The 24,222-nt window shown below is 62.8% G+C and carries 24 protein-coding genes; 10 read left to right on the forward strand and 14 right to left on the reverse strand.

Going from position 1 to position 24,222, the window contains the following annotated elements; all coding sequences use genetic code 11:
• Window positions 1–105: 105 nt before the first annotated feature.
• A complete protein-coding gene (locus PQR67_RS05535) occupies window positions 106–1,410 on the forward strand; it encodes a dicarboxylate/amino acid:cation symporter (RefSeq protein WP_408455549.1) in 1,305 nt (434 codons plus the stop codon).
• A 26-nt stretch (window positions 1,411–1,436) separates the two neighbouring features.
• Here PQR67_RS05535 and PQR67_RS05540 read toward each other — a convergent pair whose 3' ends face one another.
• From PQR67_RS05540 to PQR67_RS05555, 4 genes are all read right to left on the reverse strand, one after another.
• Window positions 1,437–2,267, reverse strand: coding sequence for an aldo/keto reductase (locus PQR67_RS05540; protein WP_408455552.1), 831 nt, complete (start codon window positions 2,265–2,267; stop codon window positions 1,437–1,439).
• 49 nt (window positions 2,268–2,316) lie between these two features.
• Window positions 2,317–3,048 carry a pirin family protein gene (locus PQR67_RS05545; RefSeq protein ID WP_408455555.1) on the reverse strand — a complete coding sequence of 244 codons (732 nt, stop codon included), beginning with the start codon at window positions 3,046–3,048 and terminating at the stop codon, window positions 2,317–2,319.
• A gap of 288 nt (window positions 3,049–3,336) precedes the next feature.
• On the reverse strand, window positions 3,337–3,759 hold the full coding sequence (locus tag PQR67_RS05550) for a DoxX family protein (protein WP_408455557.1): 423 nt from the start codon (window positions 3,757–3,759) through the stop codon (window positions 3,337–3,339).
• A gap of 47 nt (window positions 3,760–3,806) precedes the next feature.
• Window positions 3,807–4,505 (reverse strand): pirin family protein, encoded by a 699-nt coding sequence (locus PQR67_RS05555; RefSeq protein ID WP_408455560.1) that lies wholly within the window; start codon window positions 4,503–4,505, stop codon window positions 3,807–3,809.
• Window positions 4,506–4,685: 180 nt separating this feature from the next.
• Between PQR67_RS05555 and PQR67_RS05560 the strand changes: the two genes are divergently transcribed.
• Window positions 4,686–5,603 carry a LysR substrate-binding domain-containing protein gene (locus PQR67_RS05560; RefSeq protein WP_408455562.1) on the forward strand — a complete coding sequence of 306 codons (918 nt, stop codon included), beginning with the start codon at window positions 4,686–4,688 and terminating at the stop codon, window positions 5,601–5,603.
• Between the two features lie 23 nt (window positions 5,604–5,626).
• On the opposite strand, the gene PQR67_RS05565 is transcribed toward PQR67_RS05560, so the two are convergent.
• The 10 genes from PQR67_RS05565 to PQR67_RS05610 form a co-directional block, all read right to left on the reverse strand.
• Entirely contained in the window at window positions 5,627–5,875 is a 249-nt protein-coding gene (locus PQR67_RS05565) for a hypothetical protein (RefSeq protein ID WP_408455564.1), read from the reverse strand.
• A 32-nt stretch (window positions 5,876–5,907) separates the two neighbouring features.
• On the reverse strand, window positions 5,908–7,329 hold the full coding sequence (locus PQR67_RS05570; protein WP_408455565.1) for an aldehyde dehydrogenase family protein: 1,422 nt from the start codon (window positions 7,327–7,329) through the stop codon (window positions 5,908–5,910).
• 51 nt (window positions 7,330–7,380) lie between these two features.
• Complete coding sequence (locus tag PQR67_RS05575) at window positions 7,381–8,142, reverse strand: SDR family NAD(P)-dependent oxidoreductase (RefSeq protein WP_408455568.1); 762 nt, start codon at window positions 8,140–8,142, stop codon at window positions 7,381–7,383.
• A 16-nt stretch (window positions 8,143–8,158) separates the two neighbouring features.
• Window positions 8,159–9,133, reverse strand: a complete 975-nt coding sequence (locus PQR67_RS05580; protein ID WP_408455571.1) for a carbohydrate kinase family protein — start codon at window positions 9,131–9,133, stop codon at window positions 8,159–8,161.
• A gap of 17 nt (window positions 9,134–9,150) precedes the next feature.
• Window positions 9,151–10,149: an ABC transporter permease gene (locus tag PQR67_RS05585; protein WP_408455574.1), complete on the reverse strand. Its 999-nt coding sequence runs from the start codon at window positions 10,147–10,149 to the stop codon at window positions 9,151–9,153.
• Complete coding sequence (locus PQR67_RS05590; RefSeq protein WP_408455577.1) at window positions 10,146–11,192, reverse strand: ABC transporter permease; 1,047 nt, start codon at window positions 11,190–11,192, stop codon at window positions 10,146–10,148. The genes PQR67_RS05585 and PQR67_RS05590 overlap by 4 nt, the downstream gene beginning before the upstream one ends.
• Window positions 11,189–12,712: a sugar ABC transporter ATP-binding protein gene (locus PQR67_RS05595; protein WP_408455580.1), complete on the reverse strand. Its 1,524-nt coding sequence runs from the start codon at window positions 12,710–12,712 to the stop codon at window positions 11,189–11,191. Before PQR67_RS05595 ends, PQR67_RS05590 begins: the two co-directional genes overlap by 4 nt.
• A gap of 111 nt (window positions 12,713–12,823) precedes the next feature.
• Window positions 12,824–13,843 (reverse strand): sugar ABC transporter substrate-binding protein, encoded by a 1,020-nt coding sequence (locus PQR67_RS05600; RefSeq protein ID WP_408455583.1) that lies wholly within the window; start codon window positions 13,841–13,843, stop codon window positions 12,824–12,826.
• Between the two features lie 116 nt (window positions 13,844–13,959).
• Complete coding sequence (locus PQR67_RS05605) at window positions 13,960–14,604, reverse strand: L-fuculose-phosphate aldolase (RefSeq protein WP_120345581.1); 645 nt, start codon at window positions 14,602–14,604, stop codon at window positions 13,960–13,962.
• 22 nt (window positions 14,605–14,626) lie between these two features.
• Window positions 14,627–15,454: an SDR family NAD(P)-dependent oxidoreductase gene (locus tag PQR67_RS05610; protein ID WP_408455585.1), complete on the reverse strand. Its 828-nt coding sequence runs from the start codon at window positions 15,452–15,454 to the stop codon at window positions 14,627–14,629.
• Window positions 15,455–15,917: 463 nt separating this feature from the next.
• Between PQR67_RS05610 and PQR67_RS05615 the strand changes: the two genes are divergently transcribed.
• From PQR67_RS05615 to PQR67_RS05650, 8 genes are all read left to right on the forward strand, one after another.
• Complete coding sequence (locus tag PQR67_RS05615) at window positions 15,918–16,709, forward strand: GntR family transcriptional regulator (protein ID WP_408455588.1); 792 nt, start codon at window positions 15,918–15,920, stop codon at window positions 16,707–16,709.
• 222 nt (window positions 16,710–16,931) lie between these two features.
• Window positions 16,932–18,896 (forward strand): acetoacetate--CoA ligase, encoded by a 1,965-nt coding sequence (locus tag PQR67_RS05620; RefSeq protein WP_408455591.1) that lies wholly within the window; start codon window positions 16,932–16,934, stop codon window positions 18,894–18,896.
• Complete coding sequence (locus PQR67_RS05625; protein WP_408455593.1) at window positions 18,893–20,050, forward strand: thiolase family protein; 1,158 nt, start codon at window positions 18,893–18,895, stop codon at window positions 20,048–20,050. The genes PQR67_RS05620 and PQR67_RS05625 overlap by 4 nt, the downstream gene beginning before the upstream one ends.
• The gene (locus PQR67_RS05630) at window positions 20,047–20,502 is read left to right on the forward strand and encodes a Zn-ribbon domain-containing OB-fold protein (RefSeq protein ID WP_408455596.1); all 456 of its coding nucleotides are present in this window, start codon (window positions 20,047–20,049) and stop codon (window positions 20,500–20,502) included. Before PQR67_RS05625 ends, PQR67_RS05630 begins: the two co-directional genes overlap by 4 nt.
• A complete protein-coding gene (locus PQR67_RS05635) occupies window positions 20,499–21,671 on the forward strand; it encodes a thiolase family protein (RefSeq protein WP_408455598.1) in 1,173 nt (390 codons plus the stop codon). The genes PQR67_RS05630 and PQR67_RS05635 overlap by 4 nt, the downstream gene beginning before the upstream one ends.
• Before the next feature lie 15 nt (window positions 21,672–21,686).
• A complete protein-coding gene (locus PQR67_RS05640) occupies window positions 21,687–22,133 on the forward strand; it encodes a MaoC family dehydratase (protein ID WP_408455601.1) in 447 nt (148 codons plus the stop codon).
• 98 nt (window positions 22,134–22,231) lie between these two features.
• Window positions 22,232–23,479: an MFS transporter gene (locus tag PQR67_RS05645; RefSeq protein ID WP_408455603.1), complete on the forward strand. Its 1,248-nt coding sequence runs from the start codon at window positions 22,232–22,234 to the stop codon at window positions 23,477–23,479.
• A 105-nt stretch (window positions 23,480–23,584) separates the two neighbouring features.
• The gene (locus PQR67_RS05650; protein WP_408455606.1) at window positions 23,585–24,187 is read left to right on the forward strand and encodes a TetR/AcrR family transcriptional regulator; all 603 of its coding nucleotides are present in this window, start codon (window positions 23,585–23,587) and stop codon (window positions 24,185–24,187) included.
• The last annotated feature ends 35 nt before the right edge of the window (window positions 24,188–24,222 follow it).

Here is a 24,222-nt window from a genome sequence, read left to right on the forward strand (position 1 = left end):
GGGCGGCCCGGCGGGAGGCATCACGAACCACCCCCACGCTCACTACCGTTCGCTGCCCCCCGAGGGGGCCGATGCCTCCCTTGGGGCGGCCCGGCGGGAGGCATCATGAACCACCGCAAACCCCTCTACACCATTCTGTACGTGCAGGTGCTGTTCGCCATCGCTGCGGGCGTGGTGCTCGGCCACTTCGCGCCGCATGCGGCTATCGCGTTCAAACCGCTCGGCGATCTGTTCATCAAACTCGTTCGCATGATCATCGGCCCGGTGATCTTCTGCACCGTCGTCACGGGTATCGCGGGTATGCAGGACATGAAAAAGGTCGGGCGCGTCGGCGGCAAGGCGCTGCTGTATTTCGAGGTCGCGTCGACGTTCGCCCTGGCGATCGGCTTGCTCGCGGCGCGCGTGCTCGCACCCGGCAAGGGATTCAACGTCGATCCGGCGACGCTCGACGCCAGCGCCGTGGCCAGCTATGCGCAGCAGGCTACGCATGGCGACGGCATAGCCGGTTTCATCATGCATGTGGTGCCCGAAACCTTCCTCGGCGCGTTCGTGCAAGGCGACATCCTGCCCGTGCTGCTCATTGCGATGCTGTTCGGTACCGCGCTCGCGCTGATGGGCGAGACGGCCGCGCCCGTGACGCGTCTGATCGAGTCGCTGTCGAAGGCGTTCTTCCGCATCGTGCGCATGATCACGAGTCTCGCGCCCATCGGCGCGTTCGGCGCGATGGCGTTCACGATCGGCCGTTACGGCATCGCGTCGCTGCTGCCGATGCTCAAGCTGATCGGCACGTTCTATCTGACGTCGTTCCTGTTCGTCGCGATCGTGCTTGGCCTGGTCGCGCGATTGTGCGGCTTCAGCCTCTGGCGCTTTCTCGCGTACATCCGTGACGAACTGCTGATCGTGCTCGGCACGTCGACGTCGGAGGCCGCGTTGCCGCAACTGATGGACAAACTCGAACGGCTGGGCTGTCCGCGCGGCATCGTGGGGCTCGTTGTGCCGACGGGCTACTCGTTCAACCTCGACGGCACCAACATCTACATGACGCTGGCCGTGTTGTTCCTCGCGCAGGCCACCAATACGCATCTCACGCTCGCGCAGGAAATCACGTTGTTGCTGGTGACGATGCTGACGTCGAAAGGCTCGACCGGTGTGACGGGCGCGGGCTTTATCACGCTGGCCGCGAGCCTCTCCGCGGTTCCGACCGTCCCCGTTAGCGCGATGGTACTGATCCTCGGCATCGACCGCTTCATGTCCGAGTGCCGGGCGCTCACCAACATCGTCGGCAACGGCGTGGCGACGATCGTCGTGTCGGCCTGGGAAGGCAGTCTGGATCGCGAGAAGCTTGCAATCGGGTTGAATGCCGCCCAGAGGGAGGCCACGATCGTCGACACGGAATCCATTCAGGAGTGAAGAGAGTGACCGTGCTTGTAGCCGTTTCAGGCACGGTCCCACAGCGGCGCGAGTCCGGGAGGATCGACAATCCGGCTGTCCGTCGTCGCCAGCGAGTGGATTGCCGTCATGTCCGCGTCATCCAGCTCAAAGTCGAATACCGCCAGGTTCTGCGCCAGCCGGTCGATCCGGGTGGTCCTGGAAAGCGCAACCACGCCGCGCTGCTGAACAAGCCACCGCAAGACGATCTGGGCGATGGTCCTGTCATGACGGGCGGCGATCTCCTTGAGCGTCGGGTCCGAGAAGACGCGGCCAATCGCCATGCCGCAGTAACCTGTCACCGCAAGCCCCGTCTGCCGCGTGCTTTCAATGAGCAAGGACTGGTTCAGATACGGATGGTATTCAAACTGATTCGTCACGAGAGGAACCGCGGAGAGCCGGATGGATTCCGTCAGCAGGGCGCGGTTGAAATTGCTCACGCCGATGTGCCGGACCTTGCCCGCGCGTGCGACTGCGTTGAGTCCCGCGATCTGTTCGGCCAGCGGCACGTCCGAACCCGGCCAATGCAGCAGGAGCAGATCGATATAGTCTGTCTTGAGCTTTCGGAGGCTCTCGTCGACAGACGCTTCGAAAAGTTTCTCTGAGTAGTTACCGACCCAGACCTTGGTCGTCAGAAAGATTTCGTTTCTTGGAATGCCGGACGCGGCGACGCACTCGCCGATTTCGCCTTCGTTACGGTAAATTTGCGCGGTGTCGATGTGCCGGAAACCGGCATGAAGGGCTGCGGGAATCAGTCGATAGACCTCGGCCGGACTCATTCCGTAAGTGCCGAACCCGATGGCCGGAATGGCTGCGTTACCCACCTGGACGTTGTGCATGAGAGTCTCCCGATAGCGTGTTCGTATCGTGCCGAAGCCGTTTGCGCCATTACCCGATGCGGCCACGGCGACGCAGTTGTGCCCCAATCTCTGCGATCCTGGCTTCCCCCGCACGCAACGCCGCTGCTGACGTATGTACCGAGTAATAGCCAAGCACGAGATCGTGCGGATGCGCGACCGCGGAGCCGAGGACGAACTCCGAATCTTCGTCGGCTGTGAACGCCAGAACGTTTTCGGATTCGTCAAACACGACAAGCTCATTGGCGATCGATTCCTCGGCGATGCGTAGGGCGCCGCGTTGAATGCCAATCCAGGCGACGTTGTGGCCGGCCGGCGGCGTGTACTGCCACTGCTCGCCAGCCGAAAGCCGCACCAGCAGATAGTTGATACCCGCGGGGGCGGGCACCGGGCTTTCGACGTTTTCATAACGACCCAGGATAACGCGGGCTGGACCGGTCTGAGGGACTTCGCCCACCGATAAATACTGGCTGAAGGGCGCGCCTAGTTCGAGCTCAGGCGGCAACGCGACCCACAATTGATAGCCGCGCACCGGGCCGTCGCCTCTGGCCTGACCGTCATGCCACACGCCTTTACCCGCGTTCATCCACTCGACGCTGCCGGCCGGCATGATGCCTGATGCCCCTGTCGTGTCTTCGTAGTCGACTTCACCTTCGAGCAACACGGTTGTCGTGGCGAGCCCGGAATGAGGGTGCATGGAAAAGCGCATTCCGGCTTCCACCGAGCTATCGAAATAGTCGAGGAAGATGAATGGCTTTAGCACCTCTCCAAGGTCGGACGGGCTGACGAGCCGATTCACAGGACCGTGTTGCCGACCCGCGGTTCGCGTGACAATCGCTCTTTCGCGCCGCAGAGGAGCAGAGGATGGGGCGGTGGCCGGCATATCGGGCAATGCTCCATCTTGTGCAAAACTGAGCGATGGGACGCTCGATGGGATCGTTTCGAAAGACATGGTGTCGACTCCTACGGGTACACCGACAACAGAGAAACCTCACAACGAGATGATTGCCCACCGCATCGGGCAAGCAATCACCTCGACGAGTCCATCGTTTTAGCTCGCCTTGAGGGGCGAAACACGCAAAGCGACCCGACCTGAAAGTGCGTCCAGGCTGAAAGCGCCGGCGCCGAACCAGGTGATTTGCAGGAGGCCGCCAGCCATCATCACGTTCTTGAGGAAGTGAATCATCTGGTTTTGATCCGCAAAGTTGTGGTGAAAGAACATTGCAGTGACCACACAGAACACCGCCATTCCCAGCGATACGGCGCGAGTCCGGTAGCCCGAGATCAGCAGCAGGCCGCCACCCAATTCGGTCAGCACGGCAAGAACGAACGCAAGTGGCGGAACGGGCAGCCCCATGGCCGCGATGTAGCCAACCGTCGCCCCATACGCGGCGAGCTTGCCCAGCCCGCTCATGACAAACGGCGCACCGATCAGAATGCGGCCTAACAACGGAAGAAATTTAAAACGTTCCATGACAATCTCCAGAAATGAAATGACTGAGGTGGATTGAAAAAAGAGAGTTAGCCGGCGTCCACCATCACCAGCTCAGAATCTTCAAGAGCGGAAATCTGCGCCGCAGCGACCTTTGTGATCGCCACGCCGTCCAGCGGCCCAACGGGCTCGCCGTTCACTTCGATGCGTCCTGAGGCCACCACGAGATAGGCGCGGCGCGCAGAGTCCAGTTCGTGTCGAACGCTTTCGCCTGCCTTCAGCATTGCGCCCAGCACCCGCGCATCGGCGCGAATAGGCAGCGCACCTTCATCGCCGTCGAAGCCGCTGGCGAGGACTACAAAGCGCCCGGACCGGTCGCTTTTGGGAAACGGCTTGGTATCCCATGCGGGTTCACCACCGGCTTTACGCGGTAGAAGCCAGATCTGGTAAAGCTTGAGCGGTACCTCGCCGCGGTTGAATTCGGCGTGGCGTATGCCCGTGCCGGCGCTCATGACCTGGACGTCGCCGGTGCGGATCGTTCCCTCGGAGCCCAAGGTGTCCCGGTGTCCGAGCTCGCCTTGGCGCACATAGGTGATGATTTCCATGTCACGGTGCCCATGCATGGGGAACCCGCTGTCAACGGCGATCTCATCGTCGTTCCAGACAATCAGGGGACCCAGGGCGGCGTGCGCGGGGTTGCCGTCGGCGCTGACCGCGAAATGGTGTTTCGCGCGCAGCCAGCCGAGATTTCCTCGATCCAATGATTCCCAACGCCTGTGTGTGAGCATGTCCGCCTCCGTTTTCCGCCGTCGCCAATGCGACGCTTGTGACCTGTGCCACCTGCCAGATTCAGCACTGGTGCAGGCCATGAGACGAATGCTATATTTGCAATGAAGTCGCGCATAGATGCTGGATTGGAACGCATCATTGCTCTGAATAGAACGATCGGAAGGGGTTGGAGGCTGCCCATGAACGCAATCACGGATCTCAACGATCTTCGGCTCTTCTCAGAGGTGGTCGAGCACGGAAGCTATACGGCGGCCGCGCGCAGTCTCGGTCTGCAGACGTCAAAGCTCAGCCGGCGCATTCGCGCCCTGGAAGAAGAGCTGGGTGTCCGCCTGCTCAATCGCACGAGCCGGAGCCTGTCTCTGACGGAAACCGGGCGGCAGTTCCACCAGCATTGCCTGGCCCTGGTGGCCGAAGCAAAGGCCGCCAAAGACATCGTGGACCGCACGCGCGCGAGGCCGCAGGGCACCGTCCGCATCGCCTGCCCCGTGGCCTTGCTGGAGTCCGGCATCTCCAGGATCATCGCGCGGTACATCGAGAACAACCCCGCTGTCCAGGTCCTGCTGGATGCAACCAACCGTCGTGTGGATGTTGTCGAAGAAGGGCTGGACTTTGCCATCCGGGTCAGGCTTCCGCCGTTGGAGAACACCGATCTCGCTGTCCGCCAGTTGGGTTTGTCGATCCACATTCTGGTTGCCAGTCCCGAACTGGCGGCGCGCCATCCGGCGCCCAGTTCGATCGAATCGGTGAAGGGATGGCCCACACTCTCCATGGCCAGCAGCAGTGAGCGATTTGTCTGGAACCTGGTCGACGCCGAGGGAGGCGTGACCTCATGGGCGCATCAGCCGCGCCTCGCGACCGACGACCTGGCCAGCCTTCGGGTGGCGGCGATATCAGGCGTCGGCGTGGCATTGTTGCCGAGAGAGCTGGTAGAGGCCGATATTCAGGCCGGCCGGTTGCAGCATCTGCTGCCGGATCTGACGACCACACCCGGCCTCGTACACGCGATCTTCCCCACGCGTCGCGGCATGGTTCCGGCCGTGCGTCATCTGCTCGATGCACTCGTCACGGGATGCGAAGATCCGAACTGGCAGCGCTAGCGCGGCCGGATGCTCTTCGTTCTTCAAAGCCTGGCGTGCCGGTCGAGCATCCGCGCCAGACGCAGGATATCGGCAATGCCGAAGTCGTCGTGAATAAAGGCGCCACGGGTTCGATCGCTGCCGACCTCGCGGATGGTTTCGACAGCGCGCAAGCGTTCCCGCAACAAGGCCTCGAGGGCGTCGACCAGCAAGGCCCGGTCGCGGGCGCCGAGTTCGTCAGGGTTCTGTACGGCGCGCGATGTCTTCCCGCGAATCTGCGTCGGCATATTCATCTGAATGCTGCTCCCGGGCGGTCCGCGGTGGACTAGTACCCTGCTGTTGCCTTCAACTCCAGATAGTCGCTCAGCCCGAACTCCGCATGCTCACGACCATTGCCGGACTGTTTGTAGCCACCAAACGGCGCGCCGGCGTCCCACGGCGCCTCGTTGATGTAGACGTTCCCCACGCGCAGTCGCGCGGCAACGCGGCGGGCCCTTTCCTTGTCGGCGGTCTGCACGTAGCCGGCCAATCCATAGATGCTGTCGTTGGCGATGCGGATCGCGTCTTCTTCGTCGGTGAAGCCGATGATGGACAGCACCGGACCGAAGATTTCCTCGCGCGCCACACGCATGCCGGGCAGCACGTCGGCGAATACGGTGGGCCGCACGAAATAGCCTTGCTGCAGCCCGGCAGGACGGCCCGGCCCGCCTGCGACGAGCGTGGCGCCCTCCTTGATGCCGCTTTCGATCAACGCCTGAATATGCTGATACTGGCGCCCGTTGACCACGGGTCCCAGTTCCGTGTCCGCGTGCTCGGGCGAGCCGGTGCGGATCGCTTCGGCTTCGCGGGCGGCTATCCGCGCCGCGTGCTGCATCATGTCTTTGGGGACGAGCATGCGGGTCGGCGCGCTGCACGACTGGCCGCAGTTCAGGTAGCTTGCCCGCACGCCGTGCGCGACAGCGCGCTCGAAATCGGCGTCCGCGAAAATGATGTTGGCCGACTTGCCGCCGAGCTCCTGATGCACGCGTTTTACCGTATCGGCCGCCGCTTTCGCCACAGCCACGCCCGCGCGCGTTGAGCCGGTGATCGACACCATATCGACGTCCGGATGTCTCGCGAGCGCATCGCCGACGATCGCACCGTCGCCGTTCAGCACATTGAAGACGCCGGGCGGGAAGCCCGCCTCATGCACCATCTGTGTAAAGCGCAGTGCGCTGAGCGGCGAAAATTCACTGGGTTTGACGACCATCGTGCAGCCCGCCGCGAGCGCCGGCGCGACCTTGACGACGAGCTGGTTCATCGGCCAGTTCCACGGCGTGATGAGCGCGCAGACCCCGATCGGCTCGCGGCTCAACAAGGTATCGCCGCGCTGTTCGGTGAACGCGAATTCGTCGAGCACGCGGATCGCCGTTTCCAGATGCGCGCGGCCAAGTGCGATCTGCGCGCTGCGGGAAAAGCTGTTGGCAACGCCCATTTCAGCGGTCATCAGTTCGGCCATTTCGTCGGATGCCGCGTTGTACAGATCGAGCAGGCGGGTCAGCAAGCGCTTGCGTTCGTCGCGCGAAGTCGCGGCCCAGTTGCCGAATGCTGCTCTGGCTGCGGCGACCGCGCGATTGGCGTCTTCGGCGTTACCCATTGCCAGGCTGCCAATGGACTGCTCCGTGGCGGGATTGATCAGCTGAAACCGGTCGTCCCCCAACGGAGCAACCCACTCGCCGTTGATATAGAAACTGTCTGTCCTGTTCATGTGACGTCTCCAGGTTCGAGACGCGCGACGCACGGGCCGCGCGCTGAACGGTCAGTGAAAATAGATGCCGCCGCAGACGTTGAGCGCCTGGCCGGTGACGAATGCCGACTGCTCGGAAGCGAAAAAGCACACCGGCCCGACGATGTCCTCGGGCGTGCCAAGACGTTTCAACGCAGCGACTTCTTCCCAGTGCCTGACGGCTTCGTCGCTGCCCAGGTTGTTGCGGCCCATCTCGGTCAGGATGATGCCAGGACAGATTGCATTCACGGTGATGCCGTCCATGCCGGCCTCTTGGGCAAGCACGCGGGTCAGCGTGATGACGGCCGATTTGGTCGCCGCGTAATGGCCCTGGTTGGCCACGCCCTGGCGGCCGGCGATCGAAGCGATGTTGATCACGCGTCCGGACTTGCGCGCGCGCATATGCGGCACGACCGCCTGGCACATCAGCAGCACGCCTTTCACGTTGACGTCGAAATGAGCGTCCCACGTTGCTTCGTCGAGGTCCTGAAGCAGTGATAGTTTGAGGATGCCGGCGTTATTCACGAGCACGTCAATGCGGCCCGCGTCGCGCAATGCGGCTTGCACCGTGGCGTCGACCTCGTCCTTTTTGCTGACGTCGGCAAAGTACGTATAGGCCTTGCGATCGAGACCGGTAATCAGGCCGGCGGTCTTGCGCAGATCGGCCTCCTGACGTGCGAGGTCGGTGATCACAACGTCGTAGCCGGCCTGCGCCAGACCAACCGCGACGGCCTGGCCAATTCCACGGCTCGCGCCGGTGACAAATGCGACGCGGCGTTCCTGGGTATTTTGCATGTGATGTCTCTATCGATCAGAGTTGGTGAGTTGCCATTGGCGTGTCCTGACGCACGGGCAGCGACGTCATGGCCGCCATCGTGTCGTCGAACGATTTGAGCTTGCCTTGCGAGCCGAGTCCCATCGCAACCTTGGCCGCGACGGCCGAGGCGAATCTTGCGCATTCTTCGAGCGACCACCCTTTGATGAGTCCAACGATGATCCCCGCAGTAAAGCTGTCGCCGCACCCCGTCGTATCGGAGACGGGCACCTCGAACGCAGGCAGATGGAACACGCGGCCGTGTTCGGACGCGACGTAGACGCCATGCGCGCCCAAGGTCAGGATGCAGGTCTTGACGCCGCGCGAGAGGAAGAAATCGGCAACCGCGGGCACGCTGGTCGTGCCGGCCATTTCAGAGGCTTCGTCGATACTCGGCACAAAATAGTCAAGGTAGGGCAGGCACGGTTCGACGAGCGCGATCGTCTCCGGATTCGCCTGAATCAGATCGAACGTGGTAATCCGCCCCAGTTCCTTCGCACGACGTAGTAACGCGACGGTCGGCTCGCCGTCGAACGCCTTCAGCAGGCCGGTCCCGCCCACATGAATGATGCGTGCGTCGAGCGCGGCGTCGAGATCGCCTGGCGCGACTTCGAACACGGTCGCGCTGCCCGGTACGTGAAGGGCGGGCCGCTCGCCATTGGGCCGCACCGGCAGAATCGTCGCGGACGTTTGCACCGCCGACGTGCGTTTGACGAGCGAGCATTCGACACCGTAGTTCTGCATCTTCGACACGAGGAAGCCCCCCATGTCGTCGTCGCCGACGGTGGTCACGGAGCGTGTCTTGACGCCGAGTATCGCGCACGCAACCGCCGTGGCGCCGGCCGTACCGGCCACCGTCATGCAGATTTCGTCGATGAACGCCGCGCGGCCGCCAGGTGGAATCGCGGTGACAGGGCGGCCGAGCACGTCGAGGACGTGAAAGCCGATTGAACTGACATCGAAAGTGGTCACTGTCTATCCTCTTATATTTAGTGTGAGCGGCGACGCATCGCGAAACTGGCCGCGAGCACGACGAAAACCAGAATGCCGATTCCAACCTGCTGCCAGTAGAAGTTCCATCCCACCAGCAGCAAGCCGTTCTTCATGGCGGCCAGCATCAGAACGCCGAGCAGGGTGCCGATCACGCTCGGGCGGCGCTCCTGGCTCAGCGTGGTGCCAATGAATGTCGCGCCGATTGCGTCGAGCAGGAACGCGTTGCCGGACAGCGGCACGTACGATTTGACGGTGGCCGACAGCAGGATGCCGGTGATGCCCGCGAGCAGCGCGCAGGCCACGTAGACCCATGAGAGCTGACGCGCGACACGAATACCCGAATACCGCGCGACGCCGGGTTGCACGCCGAGCGCGACGATCTGCCGTCCGAACACTGAACGGTGCAGAACGAGAAAGACGACGATCGCGCAGGCGAGCAGTACCCAGACCGGCGTGGGTATATGCAGCAACACCGACCGCGCGATCTGATCGAACTGGTGCGCGGGTTCGCCGGTGATCAGGTAGATCGGCTGGCCGCCTGCCGTGGCGAGTTGTTGTGTGCTTTGGCCGATGAACAGCATGCCGAGCGTGGCGAGAAACGGGCTGATCTTGAAACGCGTGATCAGCACCGCATTGATCAGCCCGACAACGGCCGCCGCGCTCAAGCCCGCCGCGACCCCGACGACGCTGCCGTAGCCTGCCGCGAGCAGCATCACGAACACCATGCTCGCCAGATCCACGGCAACGCCGACCGACAGGTCGATGCCGCCGGACGACACAACAAGCGTCAGGCCGAGCGCGACGATCGCGAGCAGCACGACATTGTTCACGAGCACGTTGAACAGGTTTGCCGGGTCGAGGAACGTCGGCGTGACAATCGAAAATACGCTGCAGATCGCGATGAATACGAACAGCAGCGCGTAATTGCCGAGCAGGCTGCGCACTTGCTGCGCGTGGCGGGACGGGGTGTGCGCTGGGGTAGGCGTTGTGCTCATTGACCACTCTCCGGTTTGCGGGCGAACGAGGTCGTGGCGACCACCAGCAGGATCAACGCGCCCTGAACCCCGTTGACCCAGTAGCTCGAAACGTTGAGCAGCTGGAAGCCGTTCGCGAGGCAGCCGATGAACAGCACGCTCAGGATCGTGCCGCCGATGGTCGGCACGAAGCGGCGCGAGAATACGGTGCCGAGCAGCGCGGCGGCCAGCACGCTCAGCAGCATGTCGCCGGACCCGGGGGTACTCGAACTCAGCCGCGAGACCATGAGGACACTGGCGATCGCCGCGCTCAGGCCACTGAACAGGTACGAGAACATCACGTAGCGCGACACGCCGATACCCGCGGCACGTGCTGCCTCCGGATGTCCGCCCACCGCGTAGAGACGCAAGCCGAAACTCGTAAAGTGGACGAGCGCGATCATGAACAGCGATGCCGCGATGAGGATCCACGCAAGCGCGGAAATGCCGAATAGCGACCATGTGCTGATTGCCGTGATCAACGGCGACGTCACGCTCAGCACGGTGTTCTGCGTGACCGTCAGTTCGACGCCCGCCGCGATGTTCATGACCGCGAGCGTGGCGAGTAAGGGCAGGATGCCGAGCCATACCACCGCCACGGCATTGAGCGCGCCGATCGCAAGGCCCACCGCAATGACCGCGAGCACGGCGGTGCCGTCCGAATAACCGAGCGTCAGGAGCTTGGCGAACACGGCAGCGCAAACCCCCATGTTCGCGGCGATGGAGAGGTCAATGCCGCCTTCGGTCACGTTCGAGCCGCCCGCAATGATGACGACCGACATGCCGAACGCCATCACACCGAGAATCGCGGACTGCTCGACGACGTTGATCAGGTTGCCGGGCATCAGAAAGCCCGGTGCCAGCAGGGCGAAGTAAAGCAGGATCAAGGCGAACGTCGCGACCGCGCCAATGCGGATCGCGAATGCGCCGATCGACCGGCGGCGCGCACGACGGGGCGTCGCCGTGCTGGCGTCGCTGCCGGAGGCGGCCGGATCGTGTACGAGAGGACGGTGAATGGCGCTCATACGGTGGCTCCTTCGTTAAGCTGCGCACCCGACGAAGCCGCCAGCAGATGATCACTATCGAGGCGCGCGCCGCTGTATTCGCCGACGAGCGCGCCGCGATACACCACCAGCACGCGGTCGCAGAAATCGGAGAGTTCAAGTAGATCGGATGACAGCATCAGGATGGCGGCACCTTCTTTGGCGAGCCGGTTCAGCAGTGTGTAGATCTCGACTTTCGCGGCGACATCCACGGCAACGGTGGGCTCGTCCAGCACATAGACCTTGGACTGGCAGCTCAGCCACTTGGCGATCGCAACTTTCTGCTGGTTGCCGCCCGACAGATTGCGCACCAATGCTTCGCCGCCGGGCGTTTTGATCGACAGTTCGCGGATCAGATCCGCGACGATCGAGCGTTCGCTGCCACGCCGCATGAAACCGAACTGGCTGTAGCGGCCGAGGCTGGCGAGACTGACGTTCTCCCGTACCGAAAGGCCGAGCGCGACGCCGTGTGCGCGGCGGTCCTCGGGCAGCATGGCGATGCCGTGGCTCACAGCCTGCATCGGCGAGGCGAGGGTGACCGGTTTGCCTGCCACGCTGATCGTGCCGCTATCCGGTTGCTTCAGGCCGAACAGGCACTGCACGATGTCCTTCGCGCCAGAGCCGAGCAGACCGGTCAGGCCCACGATCTCGCCGCGCCGCACGTTCAGGCTGATGCCGGAAAAGCTGCCGTCACGCGTGAGGTTCGCGACCTCGAGCATGGGTGCGCCAATCTCGCACTCGCGCGGCGGGAACATTTCGCCGACGTCCCGGGCGATCATCATCGAGATGATGTCGTCCATCGGGGTCTGTTTCGGCGAGACGACGCCGACGTCCGTGCCGTTGCGCATCACGGTGACGGTATCGCACAGTGATTCGATTTCCTGCATGTAGTGCGAGATGAAAATCACCGCGATGCCGTCATCGCGCAATCGGCGCAACACGGTGAAGAGACTGTCCACTTCTCGTTTGACGAGCGCGGCCGTGGGTTCGTCGAGCACCAACACGCGGGCTTGCTGGGCGAGTGCGCGCGTGATCTGAACGATCTTTTGCTGGGCCGTGGTCAGATCCTGCACGAGCAAGCCCGGATCGAGCTCCAGATCGAAGTACGTCTTCAGCAATTCGGCGGCGCGGCGGTCCATCGCACGCCGGCTGATGAAGATGCCTGAACGTGGCTCATGGCACAGGAAAACGGCCTCGCCAATGGTAGCCGTGGGCACCAGCAAGCGGTCCTGGTGGATGAAGTGGACCCCAAGCCGTTCGACACTTGCCGGGCTCAGACGGCCGACCGGATCGCCCATGATCTCGATAGTGCCGCTGTCCGGCGTGACGATGCCGGCCAGTACCTTGATGATCGTCGACTTGCCGGCGCCGTTCTGGCCCACCAAACCGTGAACCGTTCCGCACGCCACTTCGAGATTCGCGTCGTCGAGCGCCTGCACGGCGCCAAACCGTTTCCCAATGTTTTTCATTGAAATGGCAATGCGCTGTTCGCCTGTGCGCATACTTCCTCCTTAAATCGCGTGGCCGCGAGGGCGGCGCCGGACATCGCAAATGCGTTTGCGCCCTACAACGGCGCGCATGAGATGACAGAGGTCCGGCGCGGACTCCCGCGCTTACTTCGCACCGACCTTGGCGGCGTCGTCGAGCAGCGGCTTGGACGTCGTTGCTGCATTCTCCTTGCTGACGAGAACGGACGGTACGAACGTGAACGGCGGCACCTTTTGCCCAGACAGATATTTGGCGACATTCATGGCCGACGCGCGGCCGATTTCATACGGCCGTTGAGCGCCCACCGCACCCGCCGGCGAATTCGGATCGGCAACCATCTTGATCACATCCGGGCTGCCGTCGATCGCGTAGGTGCGCACCTCGTTGCGCCTGGCCGCCTGAACCGCCTGCGTCGCGCCGATCTGCGGCACGTCCCAGCAGGCCCAGATCGCGTTGATGGAGCCCTTCGCCGGATACTTGGTCAGCATGTCCGTGACGTTCGAGTACGCGCTTTGAACGGTGTTCGGAATCACGTCGCGCAACTCGGGTTCGATGATCTTCACATCGGGGTAGGCGCTCAGCACATACTTCATCTGGTCATAGCGGATTTTGCAGACCGGCACGCTGTAGAAGCCGTTGAACACCAGTACGTTGCCCTTGCCACCCATGTCCGAGACCATTTGCAGCGCGACCTCCGAACCCAGCGAATAGTTGTTCGAGGTGGTGACGTTCAGCGAATAGGGCGTGGCGGTGTCGACGGTGAAGAGCGGAATGTTCGCCGCGCGGATCTTCGCGAGCCACGGATTCAGCACGCTGACGTTGCCGAGAATCTCCACGATCGCATCTGGCTTCTGTGCGATCAGGGTTTGCAGTTGTGCGATCTGCGTCTGATCCTTACGGCCGGCATCGAGCGCGATGGCCGTGCCGCCCAGACGTTTGATCTCGTCCTGCACGCCGCGAAACGCCATCAGGTCCCAGTAGTGGTCGGTGCCCGTAATGGATACGCCAATGCGCTTGCCCGCGAGCGACGGCTCCGCGTGGGCTGCCTGAGCGAGCAAGCCGGACGCAAGAGCGAGCAGTGTCGCGAATGAAGCAATGCGCAGGGCACCCGGCGTGCGTCGTGCGGCGGCCTTAATAGTTTTCATGCCTGTCTCCTGATTGTGTGAACTTGTCTTGTGGCCTGCTTAACAACGGATCGAGGCCGGGGTTTGACAGCTTCTTTCTAACGTGTGACGTGCGATGCGGCACGTTGTTTCGACAGCTAATCCTGATGGCCATAGTTCGCCATCCTCGAAATGACCCGCTCGATTTCCTGCTCCGACAGCAACGGCGGCTCGGCGATCTGCAGGCAGGTCAGATACTGGCGGGCGAGCGTTTCCACTTCGACAGCCAGCCACATCGCCTTGTCGAGCGACGTGCCGGTGGCGATCATGCCGTGATGCGCGAGCAGACAGGCCTTGCGGTCCTGCAGCGCGGCGACCGCGTTGGCCGAGAGCTCGTCTGTGCCGAACGTTGCATAGGGAGCGCAACGAATATCGCTGCCGCCCGCAACGGCGACCATATAGTGGATCGGCGGAATGCGCTGTTCGAGGATCGACAGCGACGTGCTGTACGGCGGATGCGCGTGCACGACCGCGTTGACGTCGGGGCGCGCGAGCAGAATGTCCAGATGGAAACGCCATTCGCTCGAGGGCTGCCGGATGCCCTGGCATTCGCCGTCCAGGGTCATGTATACGATGTCCTCGGGCGTCATGGTTTCGTAGGGCATACTGGTCGGCGTGATCAGCATGCCTTCGTCTTCGCGTACGCTGATGTTGCCCGACGTGCCCTGGTTGATGCCTAGTGCGTTCATGCGGCGGCACGCGTCGATGATCGCCTGGCGCTTCTGGATGTCGTTGCTGTTCATGGAGTGTGCCTGTTAGCCGGAATTACCAGGAGGTGTAGCCACCGTCTACCGGGACGATGGAACCCGTCATATACGAAGAGGCGGGAGACGCGAGAAAGACGACTGCCGAGGCCACTTCGTGCGGCTCGCCGCAGCGGGCCATGGGCGTCATGTCCATCCAGACGTCGAAGAGTTCGGGGCGCGCGCGCATGGCAAGCGTCATTTCCGTGCCGATATAGCCGGGCGCCAGCGCGTTCACGCGGACGTTGTCGCGCGCCCACTCGGTGGCCAGTGCTTTGGTCAGCATGTGAACGGCGCCCTTGCTGGTCATATAGGACGCCGCGGTTTGCGGCCGGTTGACGATCACTCCGGACATGGAGCCGAGGTTTACGATGCTGCCCGAGCGGCGCGCGACCATGTGCCGGCCGAACGCGCGGGAAGCCCAGAAAAGACCATTCACATTGATGTCCATCACCTGGCGCCATTCTTCATCCGGCGTATCGAGTGCCGCGTTCAGGCGGGCAATGCCTGCGCTATTCACCAGCACGTCGACCTGTCCGTGCTCGCTGACTACCCGATCCGCAATGCTTTGCAGCGCGGACGGGTCGGTGACGTCGACGGGATGCGCCGACGCCGTGAGTTGTTCGTCGCGCAAGGTCTGAAGGGCGTGGTCCAACGATTGTGTATCGCGATCGAGCAGGACGACGCGTGCGCCGCATTGCGCCAACGCGCGGGCGGATTCGAGACCAATTCCACTGGCCCCGCCTGTCACGACCGCGATCTGCCCGTCGAGCGCAAATCGGCTCCGGTAGCCGGAAGCGTGGTTTTCAATGCGGCCGGCCTGTCCGGCTTCAACTTGCGTGCTGCTCATGATCTCCTCGTGTCGATGTCGACGCGTCTCGTGTCCCGATGACCACATCTGAATCTGTACCGACCGAACGGTACAGATTAGATCGACAGTTCACACTTCAATGCCGGACCTGCGGTGGCAGCGGGAAGCTATCGATCTACTGGATTGAGACGGGTTAAGGCTGCGCGCGGAGTGCGTATAGCGGGACCGAAGGGAACGTAGCAGAGCGGCCGCTCGCCACGCGGACTCGCGCCGGATGGCGCGGCAGGGCGCCACAGCGGGAAAAGCAGCGAGGCTTGGGCATTGCGTGTCTCCATGAATCCGCGCTTATCGAATTCAGCGCTTGACGTGGTTAGTACCAGCTGGTTATAACCAGAATAATGGTCGGTGACCGGAGCAAAGTCAAGACGCTTTTTTCAGGTTTTGCAGGGCTCAGGGTTGTTCCGTATGCCGGATAATCGCAGCGAATCTATATTGGTCAGTTATGTCAGTTACCTCTGAAAACATCGATCTCCACGACTTGTTGCGCGAAGTGCACGCACTCGATCGCGACAGTCCGTTGCCGCTCTGGGTGCAGGTCAAGAACACGCTCGAGGCCGCCATCGGCCATCCGGGCATCGGCCCGAACGCACGCGTGCCGTCGGAGCAGAACCTGTGCGAATTGCTAGGTGTCTCGCGGCCGATCGTGCGGCTCGCGCTCGACGCGATGGTCAAAACCGGACTCATCACCAAGGTGCCGCGGCAGGGCATTTACGTCACGCCACGAAAAACCGACGTGGAGTTCGCTTCGATGAACGAGAGCCTGTTCGGTGAAATCAGCCGAGGGCACCGGGTCACGACGCACGTGCTGTCCATGTCGCGCGACAAGCCGACGCAACACGAGCGCGAGGTGCTCGCGCTGCCGCCGGGCGCTGACGTGCTGCGGCTTTACCGTCTTTACTCGGTCGACGACGTGCCGACCGCGCTGTCCTGGCTCGTACTGGCCGGACATCGCGTGCCGGGTCTCGAGGCGCTGATCGCCGACAACGTCTCCGCCTATGACGTGATGTCCGAGCGCTACGGTTTGCGCATCGATTTTTCGGAACGCTGGTTCGAGGCGGCCGTTCCCACCGCGGAGCAGGCGGCGCTGCTGAAACTATCGGACGGTCAGGCGGTGGTCGCGATCGAGTCGATTGGCCGTACGGGCGACCATTTGCCGCTCGAGTACTACAAGTGTCTTTACAGCACCGCGTACAGCAGGATCCACGTGACGGCGCACGCTCGCACCGGGGCATAGCAATCCGCGTTTGCGTCGCCCGGTTCACGCGTATGCGTCGCGAGCCGGGCGATTCGGCAGGTCGTCTTACAGGTTGTCGTAAACCCCGGCACAAAATCTTTTGACACGACGATTCACGCGACATATTGTACCGATCAGTCGGTCCATATTCGATCGAAAAAGCGTGGCGCGATCGCGGCCGTGCACACCATTCAAGTCATCGCAGATATTCATTGGAGACGTATGAACAGCGATACCGCGCCGCTCTGGCAGCCAGGGCATGACGAACTGACCGGCTCGAACCTCGCGCGCTTCGCGACCGCGTACGGTTTCGATCCGGCCGACTATGCCACGCTGCATCGCTGGTCAATCAGCGAGCTCGACGCTTTCTGGAATGCGGTTTGGGACTTCACCGGGGTGATCGGCGAACGCGGGGAGGTCGCGCTTGAACGCGCGGGCGAGAACGAGATGTTCGGCGCGCGCTGGTATCCGCAGGCGTCGCTCAATTTTGCCGAGAATCTGCTGTGTGGCGACGACCGGCGTCTAGCCGTGATCGAAGCCTGCGAAGACGGTGGCCTACGACGCGTCACGATGGGCGAGCTGCGCGCGCTCGTTGCGCGGGCGCAGTCCGGCTTGAAGCGGCTAGGTGTGGCGCGCGGCGATTGCGTCGCGGGCATTTTGCCGAATAACGTCGATGCGCTGGTCGCCTTGCTCGCTACGGCTTCGCTTGGCGCAGTGTGGGCGTCCTGTTCACCGGACTTCGGTGCGCCGGGCATCATCGACCGTGCGGGCCAGGTCAATCCGAAAGTGCTGATCGCCGCGCGTTCGTATGTCTACAACGGTAAGCGCTTCACCCTCGACGAGAACCTGGCGCTGGTGATGAAGGGCCTCGCCGGTCTCGAGCATCTGGTTGTGATCGCCGACGAACCCGGTCCGCTGGCGGCACACGGCGTGGACTGCCTGACCTGGGACGCCATGTGCGAGGACACCGACGCGACGCTCACGTTCGACCGTGTGCCGTTCGCGCATCCGCTGTATGTGATGTTCACCTCGGGTACGACTGGATTACCGAAGGGCATCGTGCATACGACGGGTGGCGTATTGCTGCAACATCGCAAGGAGCACATGTTCCATTGCGACGTGCGTCCCGGCGACGTGATGAGCTGGTACACGAATACGGCCTGGATGATGTATCACTGGGTGATTTCGGGCCTGGCGAGTCACGCGGCCGTGGTGCTGTACGACGGTGCACCGATCGTCAAACGGGAAGACGGCCTCGACAATGGCGTGTTGTGGCGCGTGGCCGAGAAAGCCGGGGTCACGCATTTCGGCACCAGTCCGCGTTATCTTGCCTCGCTTGCCGAAGCGCACTACGAGCCGGGCCGCTCGCATGACCTGAGCGCGCTGCGCAGCGTACTGTCGGCCGGCGCGCCGGTGTCGGCGGAACAGTTCGACTGGCTTTATCGGACGGTCAGCAACGACATGATGTTTGCGTCGATCTCGGGCGGTACGGAGATCATCGGCTGCTTCGTGCTCGGCTCGCCGCTTCATCCGGTACGGCGCGGCGAAATTGCGTGCAAGGGCCTCGGCATGGCGGTCGACGTGCTCGATGAACGCGGGGCGTCGGTGATCGGGCGCAAGGGCGATCTGGTCTGCACCGAGCCGTTCCCGAGCGCGCCGTTGACCTTCTGGGGCGAGAATGGCGACGCGCGTTTCCACTCGGCTTATTATGAAGCACGCCCAGGTATCTGGACGCATGGCGATCTGGCCGAGCAGACGGCGCGCGACTCGGTGATCATCTACGGGCGCACGGATACGACGCTCAAACCCGGTGGCGTGCGGATCGGCACGGCGGAAATCTATCGCGTCGTCGAGGCGCAGCCGGAGATTCAGGACTGTATCGTGTTCGGCCGCGCGATTCCTGGTGACGAAGAAGTCGTGCTTTGTGTGGTGATGAAGGAAGGCCATACGATGGACGAGGCCTTCATCGCAAAACTGCGCAGCGAAGTACGGCAGAAGGCCTCGCCACGTCATGTACCGCGGCATGTTTACCAGGTGGGCGCCGTGCCTTATACGATCAACGGCAAGCGGGTTGAAGGGGCGGCGCGTTCGATCGTTGCCGGTAAGCCGGTGAAGAACCTCGGTTCGCTCGCCAACCCTGATTGTCTTGACGAGTACGCCGCGCTGCGTATCGAGGAGCACGCATGAACCGTCGATCGATGGGCGCCATCGCCGGCATCGGTGAGCTGAAACCGGTGCGGCGCACGGAAGGCGCCACGACACTCGAATTCATTGCGCAAGCAGTACGGCTCGCCGTTGCCGATGCAGGTTTGGATAAGGACGCGATCGACGGCCTGCTGGTCGGTCCGCAGGTTGGTGAAACACCGCAGCATGTCCCGGCCACGGTTGCCGAATATCTCGGTTTGCAGCCGCGTATGTCGAACGTGGTGGACCTGGGCGGTGCCAGTGGTGCGGGCATGATATGGCGTGCTGCGGCCGCGATTGCTGCTGGCATGTGCGACGCGGTGGTGTGCGTTCTCGCGAATGTGCGCGAAGCGGAACAGCCGCGCTCGCCGAACCGCAATCCGATCCGTGAGTTCGACGTGCCGTTCGGCGCGTCTGGCGCCAACATTTCTTACGCGTTGCCGATGCAGCGGCACATGGCCGAATTCGGCTCGACGCTGCGCCAGTTCGCGCGCATTGCGTCACTCGCCCGTCAGAATGCGCAGCTCAATCCCGATGCGATTTTTTACGGTCAGCCGGCTAGCATCGAGGACGTGCTGGCGTCGCCGGTGATCGCCAGTCCGTTGCATCTGTTCGAGATCGTCATGCCGGTGGCAGGCGGCGCGGCGGTGGTGGTGGTCAGTCCGGAACGCGCGAAATCGCTGAAGCATCCCCCCGTGCATCTGCTTGGCGCGGGCGAAAAACTCACGCATCGTGCGATCAGTCAGGCACCTTCGCTGACCTCGGGGCCATTGAAGCCCGCAATGCAACATGCGTTGGCACGTGCTGGTCTGAGCGCCGCCGAGATGAGCCTGCTGTCGTTCTACGATTGCTACACGATCATGGTCGCGCTGACAATCGAGGACGCGGGCCTCTGCGCGCCCGGACAGTTCGGCCACTGGATGGACGGGCACACGTTCGGCCACGATGGCGACTTTCCGTTGAACACGCACGGCGGCCAGCTTGGCTGCGGACAGGCCGATCTGGCGGGCGGCATGACACATATCGTCGAGGCGGTCCGCCAGCTGCGTCACGAAGCAGGCGCGAGGCAGATTGCCAATGCGCAGACTGCGCTCGTCACCGGCAACGGCGCGACCGTCAGTGAAGCCACCGCACTCGTTCTGGGAGCCGACTCGTGATCGAATCCTATGAAGGCCTGGTCGTTCCCGGCCCCACAACAACCCGCATCAGTGCGCCGTTCTGGGCAGCGGCGCGTGAAGGCGAACTGGCGTTGCAGCAATGTGATGCATGCACGCAGTACTTCTTTTATCCGCGTGCCTTCTGTCCGCATTGCTGGAGCGAGCGGACGACATGGCGACGCGCCAGTGGGGAGGGCGTCGTCAAGAGCTTTTCAATCATTCACCGGCCAGGTCACTTTGCGTGGACCGAGGCCGCGCCGTATGTGATTGCGCTGATCGAGCTCAGGGAAGGACCCACGATGCTGAGTCAGATGACCGGTGCGGACACCGAGGCTGTCAAGGTCGGCCAGTTCGTGCATGTGAGTTGTACGCAGGTTGGCAAGCACATCCTGCCGTTCTTCCGGTTGCAGCCAGGAGCCATTGAATCGACAGCAGGGAGCAGGCAGGCATGAGCCACGACGCGCGACAAGCCTATCTGCTGGATGGCCGGCGCACTCCGTTTGGAAAGTATCGCGGCGCATTGGCCGCGCTCGATTCGTTGCAACTCGGGCAGCACGTGATCGGTGAAATGATCGCGCGGCATCCCTGCGCGGCGCGGCCCGATGCGGCGCTGTTCGGCGTGGTCGTGCAGGCCGGGCTCGGACAGAATCCAGCGCGCATTGCGGCGGTGCGCGCCGGCGTCGATCCGTCCACACCGGCACTCACGCTCAACAGCGTATGTCTCGCGAGTCTTGAAGCAGTGTGCGACGCAACACGGCGGATACGCGGTGGAGAGGGAAACCAGTACCTGGTGGGTGGATTCGATTCGATGTCCCGCGCCGCAAGGCTGGCACCGGGCGAATTCGATCCACCTGATGCACCGCTGCGCAGTGCCTTGCAAAACGATGGCCTGAGTTGCGCGATCTCCGGTCTTTCAATGGGCGACTTATCTGAGCAGTGCAACCGCGCGCTCGGTATTGGCCGGCAGGAACAGGATGAATGGGCCATGCTGTCACAGCAGCGCGCGGCAAGGAGCGCCGCGTTTCGCGAGGAAAACGAACTCGTGCCGATAGTGTGCGATGGCGTGCGCGTGTCGTCGGATCAAGGCATTCGCGGCGATGTTTCGCTAGCTGCGATTTCCGCGCTGAAGCCTGCGTTTTCCCCGGACGGCACGATCACCGCGGCCAACGCCTCGCAGATGTCCGATGGTGCGAGCGCCGGGATCGTGGTCAGCGGAGCGGTCGTCGCGCGGCAAGGAAGTCAACCGCTGGCCCGTATCGTCGACTGGGGCTGGGTGGCCGGCCGGGACGCGACCTTGCATCTGAAGCCGGCGGCGGCGATCCGAATGCTGCTGCAAAAGCAGAATCTGCGTGTATCGGATATCGATCTCTACGAGATCAACGAGGCGTTTGCGTCGGTGGCGATTGCGTCCGCGCGTGACCTCGGTTTGTCAGTGGACGTCGTGAATGTGAACGGTGGCGCTATTGCGATTGGTCACCCACTCGGCGCATCCGGTTTTCGCCTGTTGCTCACGCTGGCGCTGGAACTCAGGCGGCGCGGTGCGCGGCGTGGCATCGCTTCGCTATGCGGAGGCGGCGGGCAAGGTCTGGCGGTGTTGATCGAGAACGCCGGTTTTCAATGAACAGGAGGAGCGGAAATGAGTGACAAGAATGGTTGGACCGGCACGATTCGCGGTATGCCCGCTGCGGGTGCGATAGCGGAGCGCAACAAGACGATGAGCATGCGCGACATTGAACTGTTCACCGAGATTTCGGGCGATCGTAATCCGCTGCACTACGACGAAGCGCTGGCGCGTGGGTCGATGTTCGGCGGATTGATCGTGCAGGGCGGCGTGACGACCGGCATTCTGAATGCGCTCGTTGCCGAAGACTTGCCGGGACCGGGTACCGTTTTTCTCGGCATGGAGATGAAATTTTCTAAAGCGGTGTATGTTGGCGATACGATCACCGGGCGCGTCGAGCTCAAGACGGTTCGCGAGGATAAGCCGATCTGCACGATCGAGATATCGATCAGGAATCAGAAAGGTGATGTCTGCGTCAGCGGCACTGCGACCACGTATACGACGCCGCTTCTGAAAAACTAGCGGACACCCGACGCGCCAACCAACGCCTGCCGAATCAGCAGCGGCGACCCGTGGGCGCGGGCCGCTATCCTTTGCTTCAGCGGGTACGTACATCAATAATGAATCTTTCAAAACCAGCAAGCGGGCGCTCGCTTCATCATGTGCTGATCCGATGGCTTGGGCCGGTGGCGACGATATCGCTCGCGCAGCTGTTCGGCACATCGCTATGGTTCAGCGCTAACAGTGCCGCCGCCGATCTGATGCGCGCATGGCATGCCAGTGCGTCGGACATCGGGCTGCTGACGAGCGCGGTGCAGCTTGGCTTTATCCTTGGCACGCTGACCCTGTCGCTGACAGGATGCGCGGACCGGTTTCGCGCAAGCACGATTTTCGTGTGCAGTGCGATCGCGGGCGCGGCGTTCAATGCGGGGTTCGCCTGGCTTTCCTCAGGGTTGATTTCGGCGGGCATCTTTCGCTTTCTGGTTGGGGTTTCGCTCGCCGGGATCTACCCGTTGGGGATGAAACTGATCCTGAGTTGGGCACCTGAACGGGCGGGCGCTGCGCTCGCTCAACTGGTCGGCATGCTCACGCTCGGTACGGCATTACCGCATGGCCTGCGGCTCATCGGTACAAACCTGCCGTGGCAGGAGGTTATTCTGGCTTCGTCGATCCTCGCGCTGGGCGGCGCCGCGCTGATTCATCTCCTGGGCGACGGGCCACATCTGAAGACGCCCGCGGCCACGCGCGAGCAAAAGCGCGACGGTGGGCAGGGCGTGTTGTCTGCGTTTCGCCTGCCGCAGTTTCGCGCTGCGGCCTTTGGCTATTTCGGTCACATGTGGGAGTTGTACGCGTTCTGGACTGTCGTGCCGCTGTATGTCGCGAAGGCAGCGCTCGCGCAGCAGTTTCGTCTGGGCGGTGTGTCGGGATTGTCGTTTCTGATCATCGGCTGCGGCGCGCTGGGCTGTCTTTTTGGCGGCGCGCTCTCGCGCCGTATCGGCAGCGCCCGTGTGGCGGCAGGCGCGCTGGCGTTGTCCGGATTGTGCAGCGTGGTGTTCGTGTGCGGCTGGCGCACGCTGCCCGCAGGCGCGCTGCTGACCGTGCTGCTCGTCTGGGGCGCAGCGGTCATTGCGGATTCGCCGCAGTTTTCGGCGCTCTCGGCGAAAGCGTGTCCGCGCAAGTGGGTGGGCAGCGCGCTCGCCATTCAGAATTCGATCGGTTTCGCGCTCACCGTGGTATCGATTGCGCTCGCCACTACGCTGTTCGAACGCCTCGGTCTCGATTCCGCATGGCTGCTGCTGCCCGGCCCTTTATTGGGTTTGTGGGGATTCTGGCCCGCGCTCAGGCGGGCTGACAGGGCGATGGACTGACCGGTACAATCAACGCTCGAAGCTTGGGTTCACGCGGATGGTGAGTCCCAAAAGAGGCGCAACGTGCGCCGGGAAGCATGGAAGAAGGGGAGGAGAGAACAGAACATGGATACCGTCGAACGGTCGGCTGGCCAGTCGCAACGCGAACGCATCCTGCAAGTCGCCGCACGTCTGTTCGCGGAGCGCGGCTATCACGCGATCGGCATCAGCGAACTCGGCGATGCGGTCCAACTTGGCCGCGGTGCGCTGTATCACCACATCAAGAGTAAAGAGGATCTGCTTTACGACATCTCGAAGGAATACATCGCCGACCTGGCGGATTTCGGGGAGCGAGTCGCGCGCGCGGAGCCCGACCCTGCGCAACGGGTGCGGATGCTCGGCAAACAGCTCGTCCTGAAGATCGCTTCACATCAGGCCGAACTGACGGTGTGTTTTCGCGAGATTCAGTCGCTGACGGAGCCGCGCCGCTCGGAAGTCCTGGCGCTGCACGGCAAGTACGAGAAAGTGTGGCGCGATGCGATGGTCGATGGTGCGGATGTGGGTCTTTTTCGTCCCTACGACCCGATCGTGCTGAAAGGCGTGCTGGGTATGTATTTCTACAGCTATCTCTGGATGAAACCGGACGGCCGTCTGACCCCGGCTAGTATTGCGGAGCGCCTCAATGAGCTGGCGCTGAGGATGCTCGATATCCAGGGGCCTGTCGCGTAGGTAGCGCGTACGTGGCTCTTGCGGGGTGGCCCGGA

Origin of the sequence: Paraburkholderia fungorum, from assembly GCF_046026025.1 — a bacterium.
Classification (GTDB): domain Bacteria; phylum Pseudomonadota; class Gammaproteobacteria; order Burkholderiales; family Burkholderiaceae; genus Paraburkholderia; species Paraburkholderia fungorum_E.

What these genes read in the sequence shown, in the direction of transcription:
- PQR67_RS05535 (WP_408455549.1), top strand. Translation starts at nt 106, where the DNA reads ATGAACCACCGCAAACCCCTCTACACCATTCTGTACGTGCAGGTGCTG.
- PQR67_RS05540 (WP_408455552.1), bottom strand. Translation starts at nt 2,267, where the DNA reads ATGCACAACGTCCAGGTGGGTAACGCAGCCATTCCGGCCATCGGGTTC.
- PQR67_RS05550 (WP_408455557.1), bottom strand. Translation starts at nt 3,759, where the DNA reads ATGGAACGTTTTAAATTTCTTCCGTTGTTAGGCCGCATTCTGATCGGT.
- PQR67_RS05555 (WP_408455560.1), bottom strand. Translation starts at nt 4,505, where the DNA reads ATGCTCACACACAGGCGTTGGGAATCATTGGATCGAGGAAATCTCGGC.
- PQR67_RS05560 (WP_408455562.1), top strand. Translation starts at nt 4,686, where the DNA reads ATGAACGCAATCACGGATCTCAACGATCTTCGGCTCTTCTCAGAGGTG.
- PQR67_RS05565 (WP_408455564.1), bottom strand. Translation starts at nt 5,875, where the DNA reads ATGAATATGCCGACGCAGATTCGCGGGAAGACATCGCGCGCCGTACAG.
- PQR67_RS05570 (WP_408455565.1), bottom strand. Translation starts at nt 7,329, where the DNA reads ATGAACAGGACAGACAGTTTCTATATCAACGGCGAGTGGGTTGCTCCG.
- PQR67_RS05575 (WP_408455568.1), bottom strand. Translation starts at nt 8,142, where the DNA reads ATGCAAAATACCCAGGAACGCCGCGTCGCATTTGTCACCGGCGCGAGC.
- PQR67_RS05585 (WP_408455574.1), bottom strand. Translation starts at nt 10,149, where the DNA reads ATGAGCACAACGCCTACCCCAGCGCACACCCCGTCCCGCCACGCGCAG.
- PQR67_RS05590 (WP_408455577.1), bottom strand. Translation starts at nt 11,192, where the DNA reads ATGAGCGCCATTCACCGTCCTCTCGTACACGATCCGGCCGCCTCCGGC.
- PQR67_RS05595 (WP_408455580.1), bottom strand. Translation starts at nt 12,712, where the DNA reads ATGCGCACAGGCGAACAGCGCATTGCCATTTCAATGAAAAACATTGGG.
- PQR67_RS05600 (WP_408455583.1), bottom strand. Translation starts at nt 13,843, where the DNA reads ATGAAAACTATTAAGGCCGCCGCACGACGCACGCCGGGTGCCCTGCGC.
- PQR67_RS05605 (WP_120345581.1), bottom strand. Translation starts at nt 14,604, where the DNA reads ATGAACAGCAACGACATCCAGAAGCGCCAGGCGATCATCGACGCGTGC.
- PQR67_RS05610 (WP_408455585.1), bottom strand. Translation starts at nt 15,454, where the DNA reads ATGAGCAGCACGCAAGTTGAAGCCGGACAGGCCGGCCGCATTGAAAAC.
- PQR67_RS05615 (WP_408455588.1), top strand. Translation starts at nt 15,918, where the DNA reads ATGTCAGTTACCTCTGAAAACATCGATCTCCACGACTTGTTGCGCGAA.
- PQR67_RS05620 (WP_408455591.1), top strand. Translation starts at nt 16,932, where the DNA reads ATGAACAGCGATACCGCGCCGCTCTGGCAGCCAGGGCATGACGAACTG.
- PQR67_RS05625 (WP_408455593.1), top strand. Translation starts at nt 18,893, where the DNA reads ATGAACCGTCGATCGATGGGCGCCATCGCCGGCATCGGTGAGCTGAAA.
- PQR67_RS05635 (WP_408455598.1), top strand. Translation starts at nt 20,499, where the DNA reads ATGAGCCACGACGCGCGACAAGCCTATCTGCTGGATGGCCGGCGCACT.
- PQR67_RS05640 (WP_408455601.1), top strand. Translation starts at nt 21,687, where the DNA reads ATGAGTGACAAGAATGGTTGGACCGGCACGATTCGCGGTATGCCCGCT.
- PQR67_RS05645 (WP_408455603.1), top strand. Translation starts at nt 22,232, where the DNA reads ATGAATCTTTCAAAACCAGCAAGCGGGCGCTCGCTTCATCATGTGCTG.
- PQR67_RS05650 (WP_408455606.1), top strand. Translation starts at nt 23,585, where the DNA reads ATGGATACCGTCGAACGGTCGGCTGGCCAGTCGCAACGCGAACGCATC.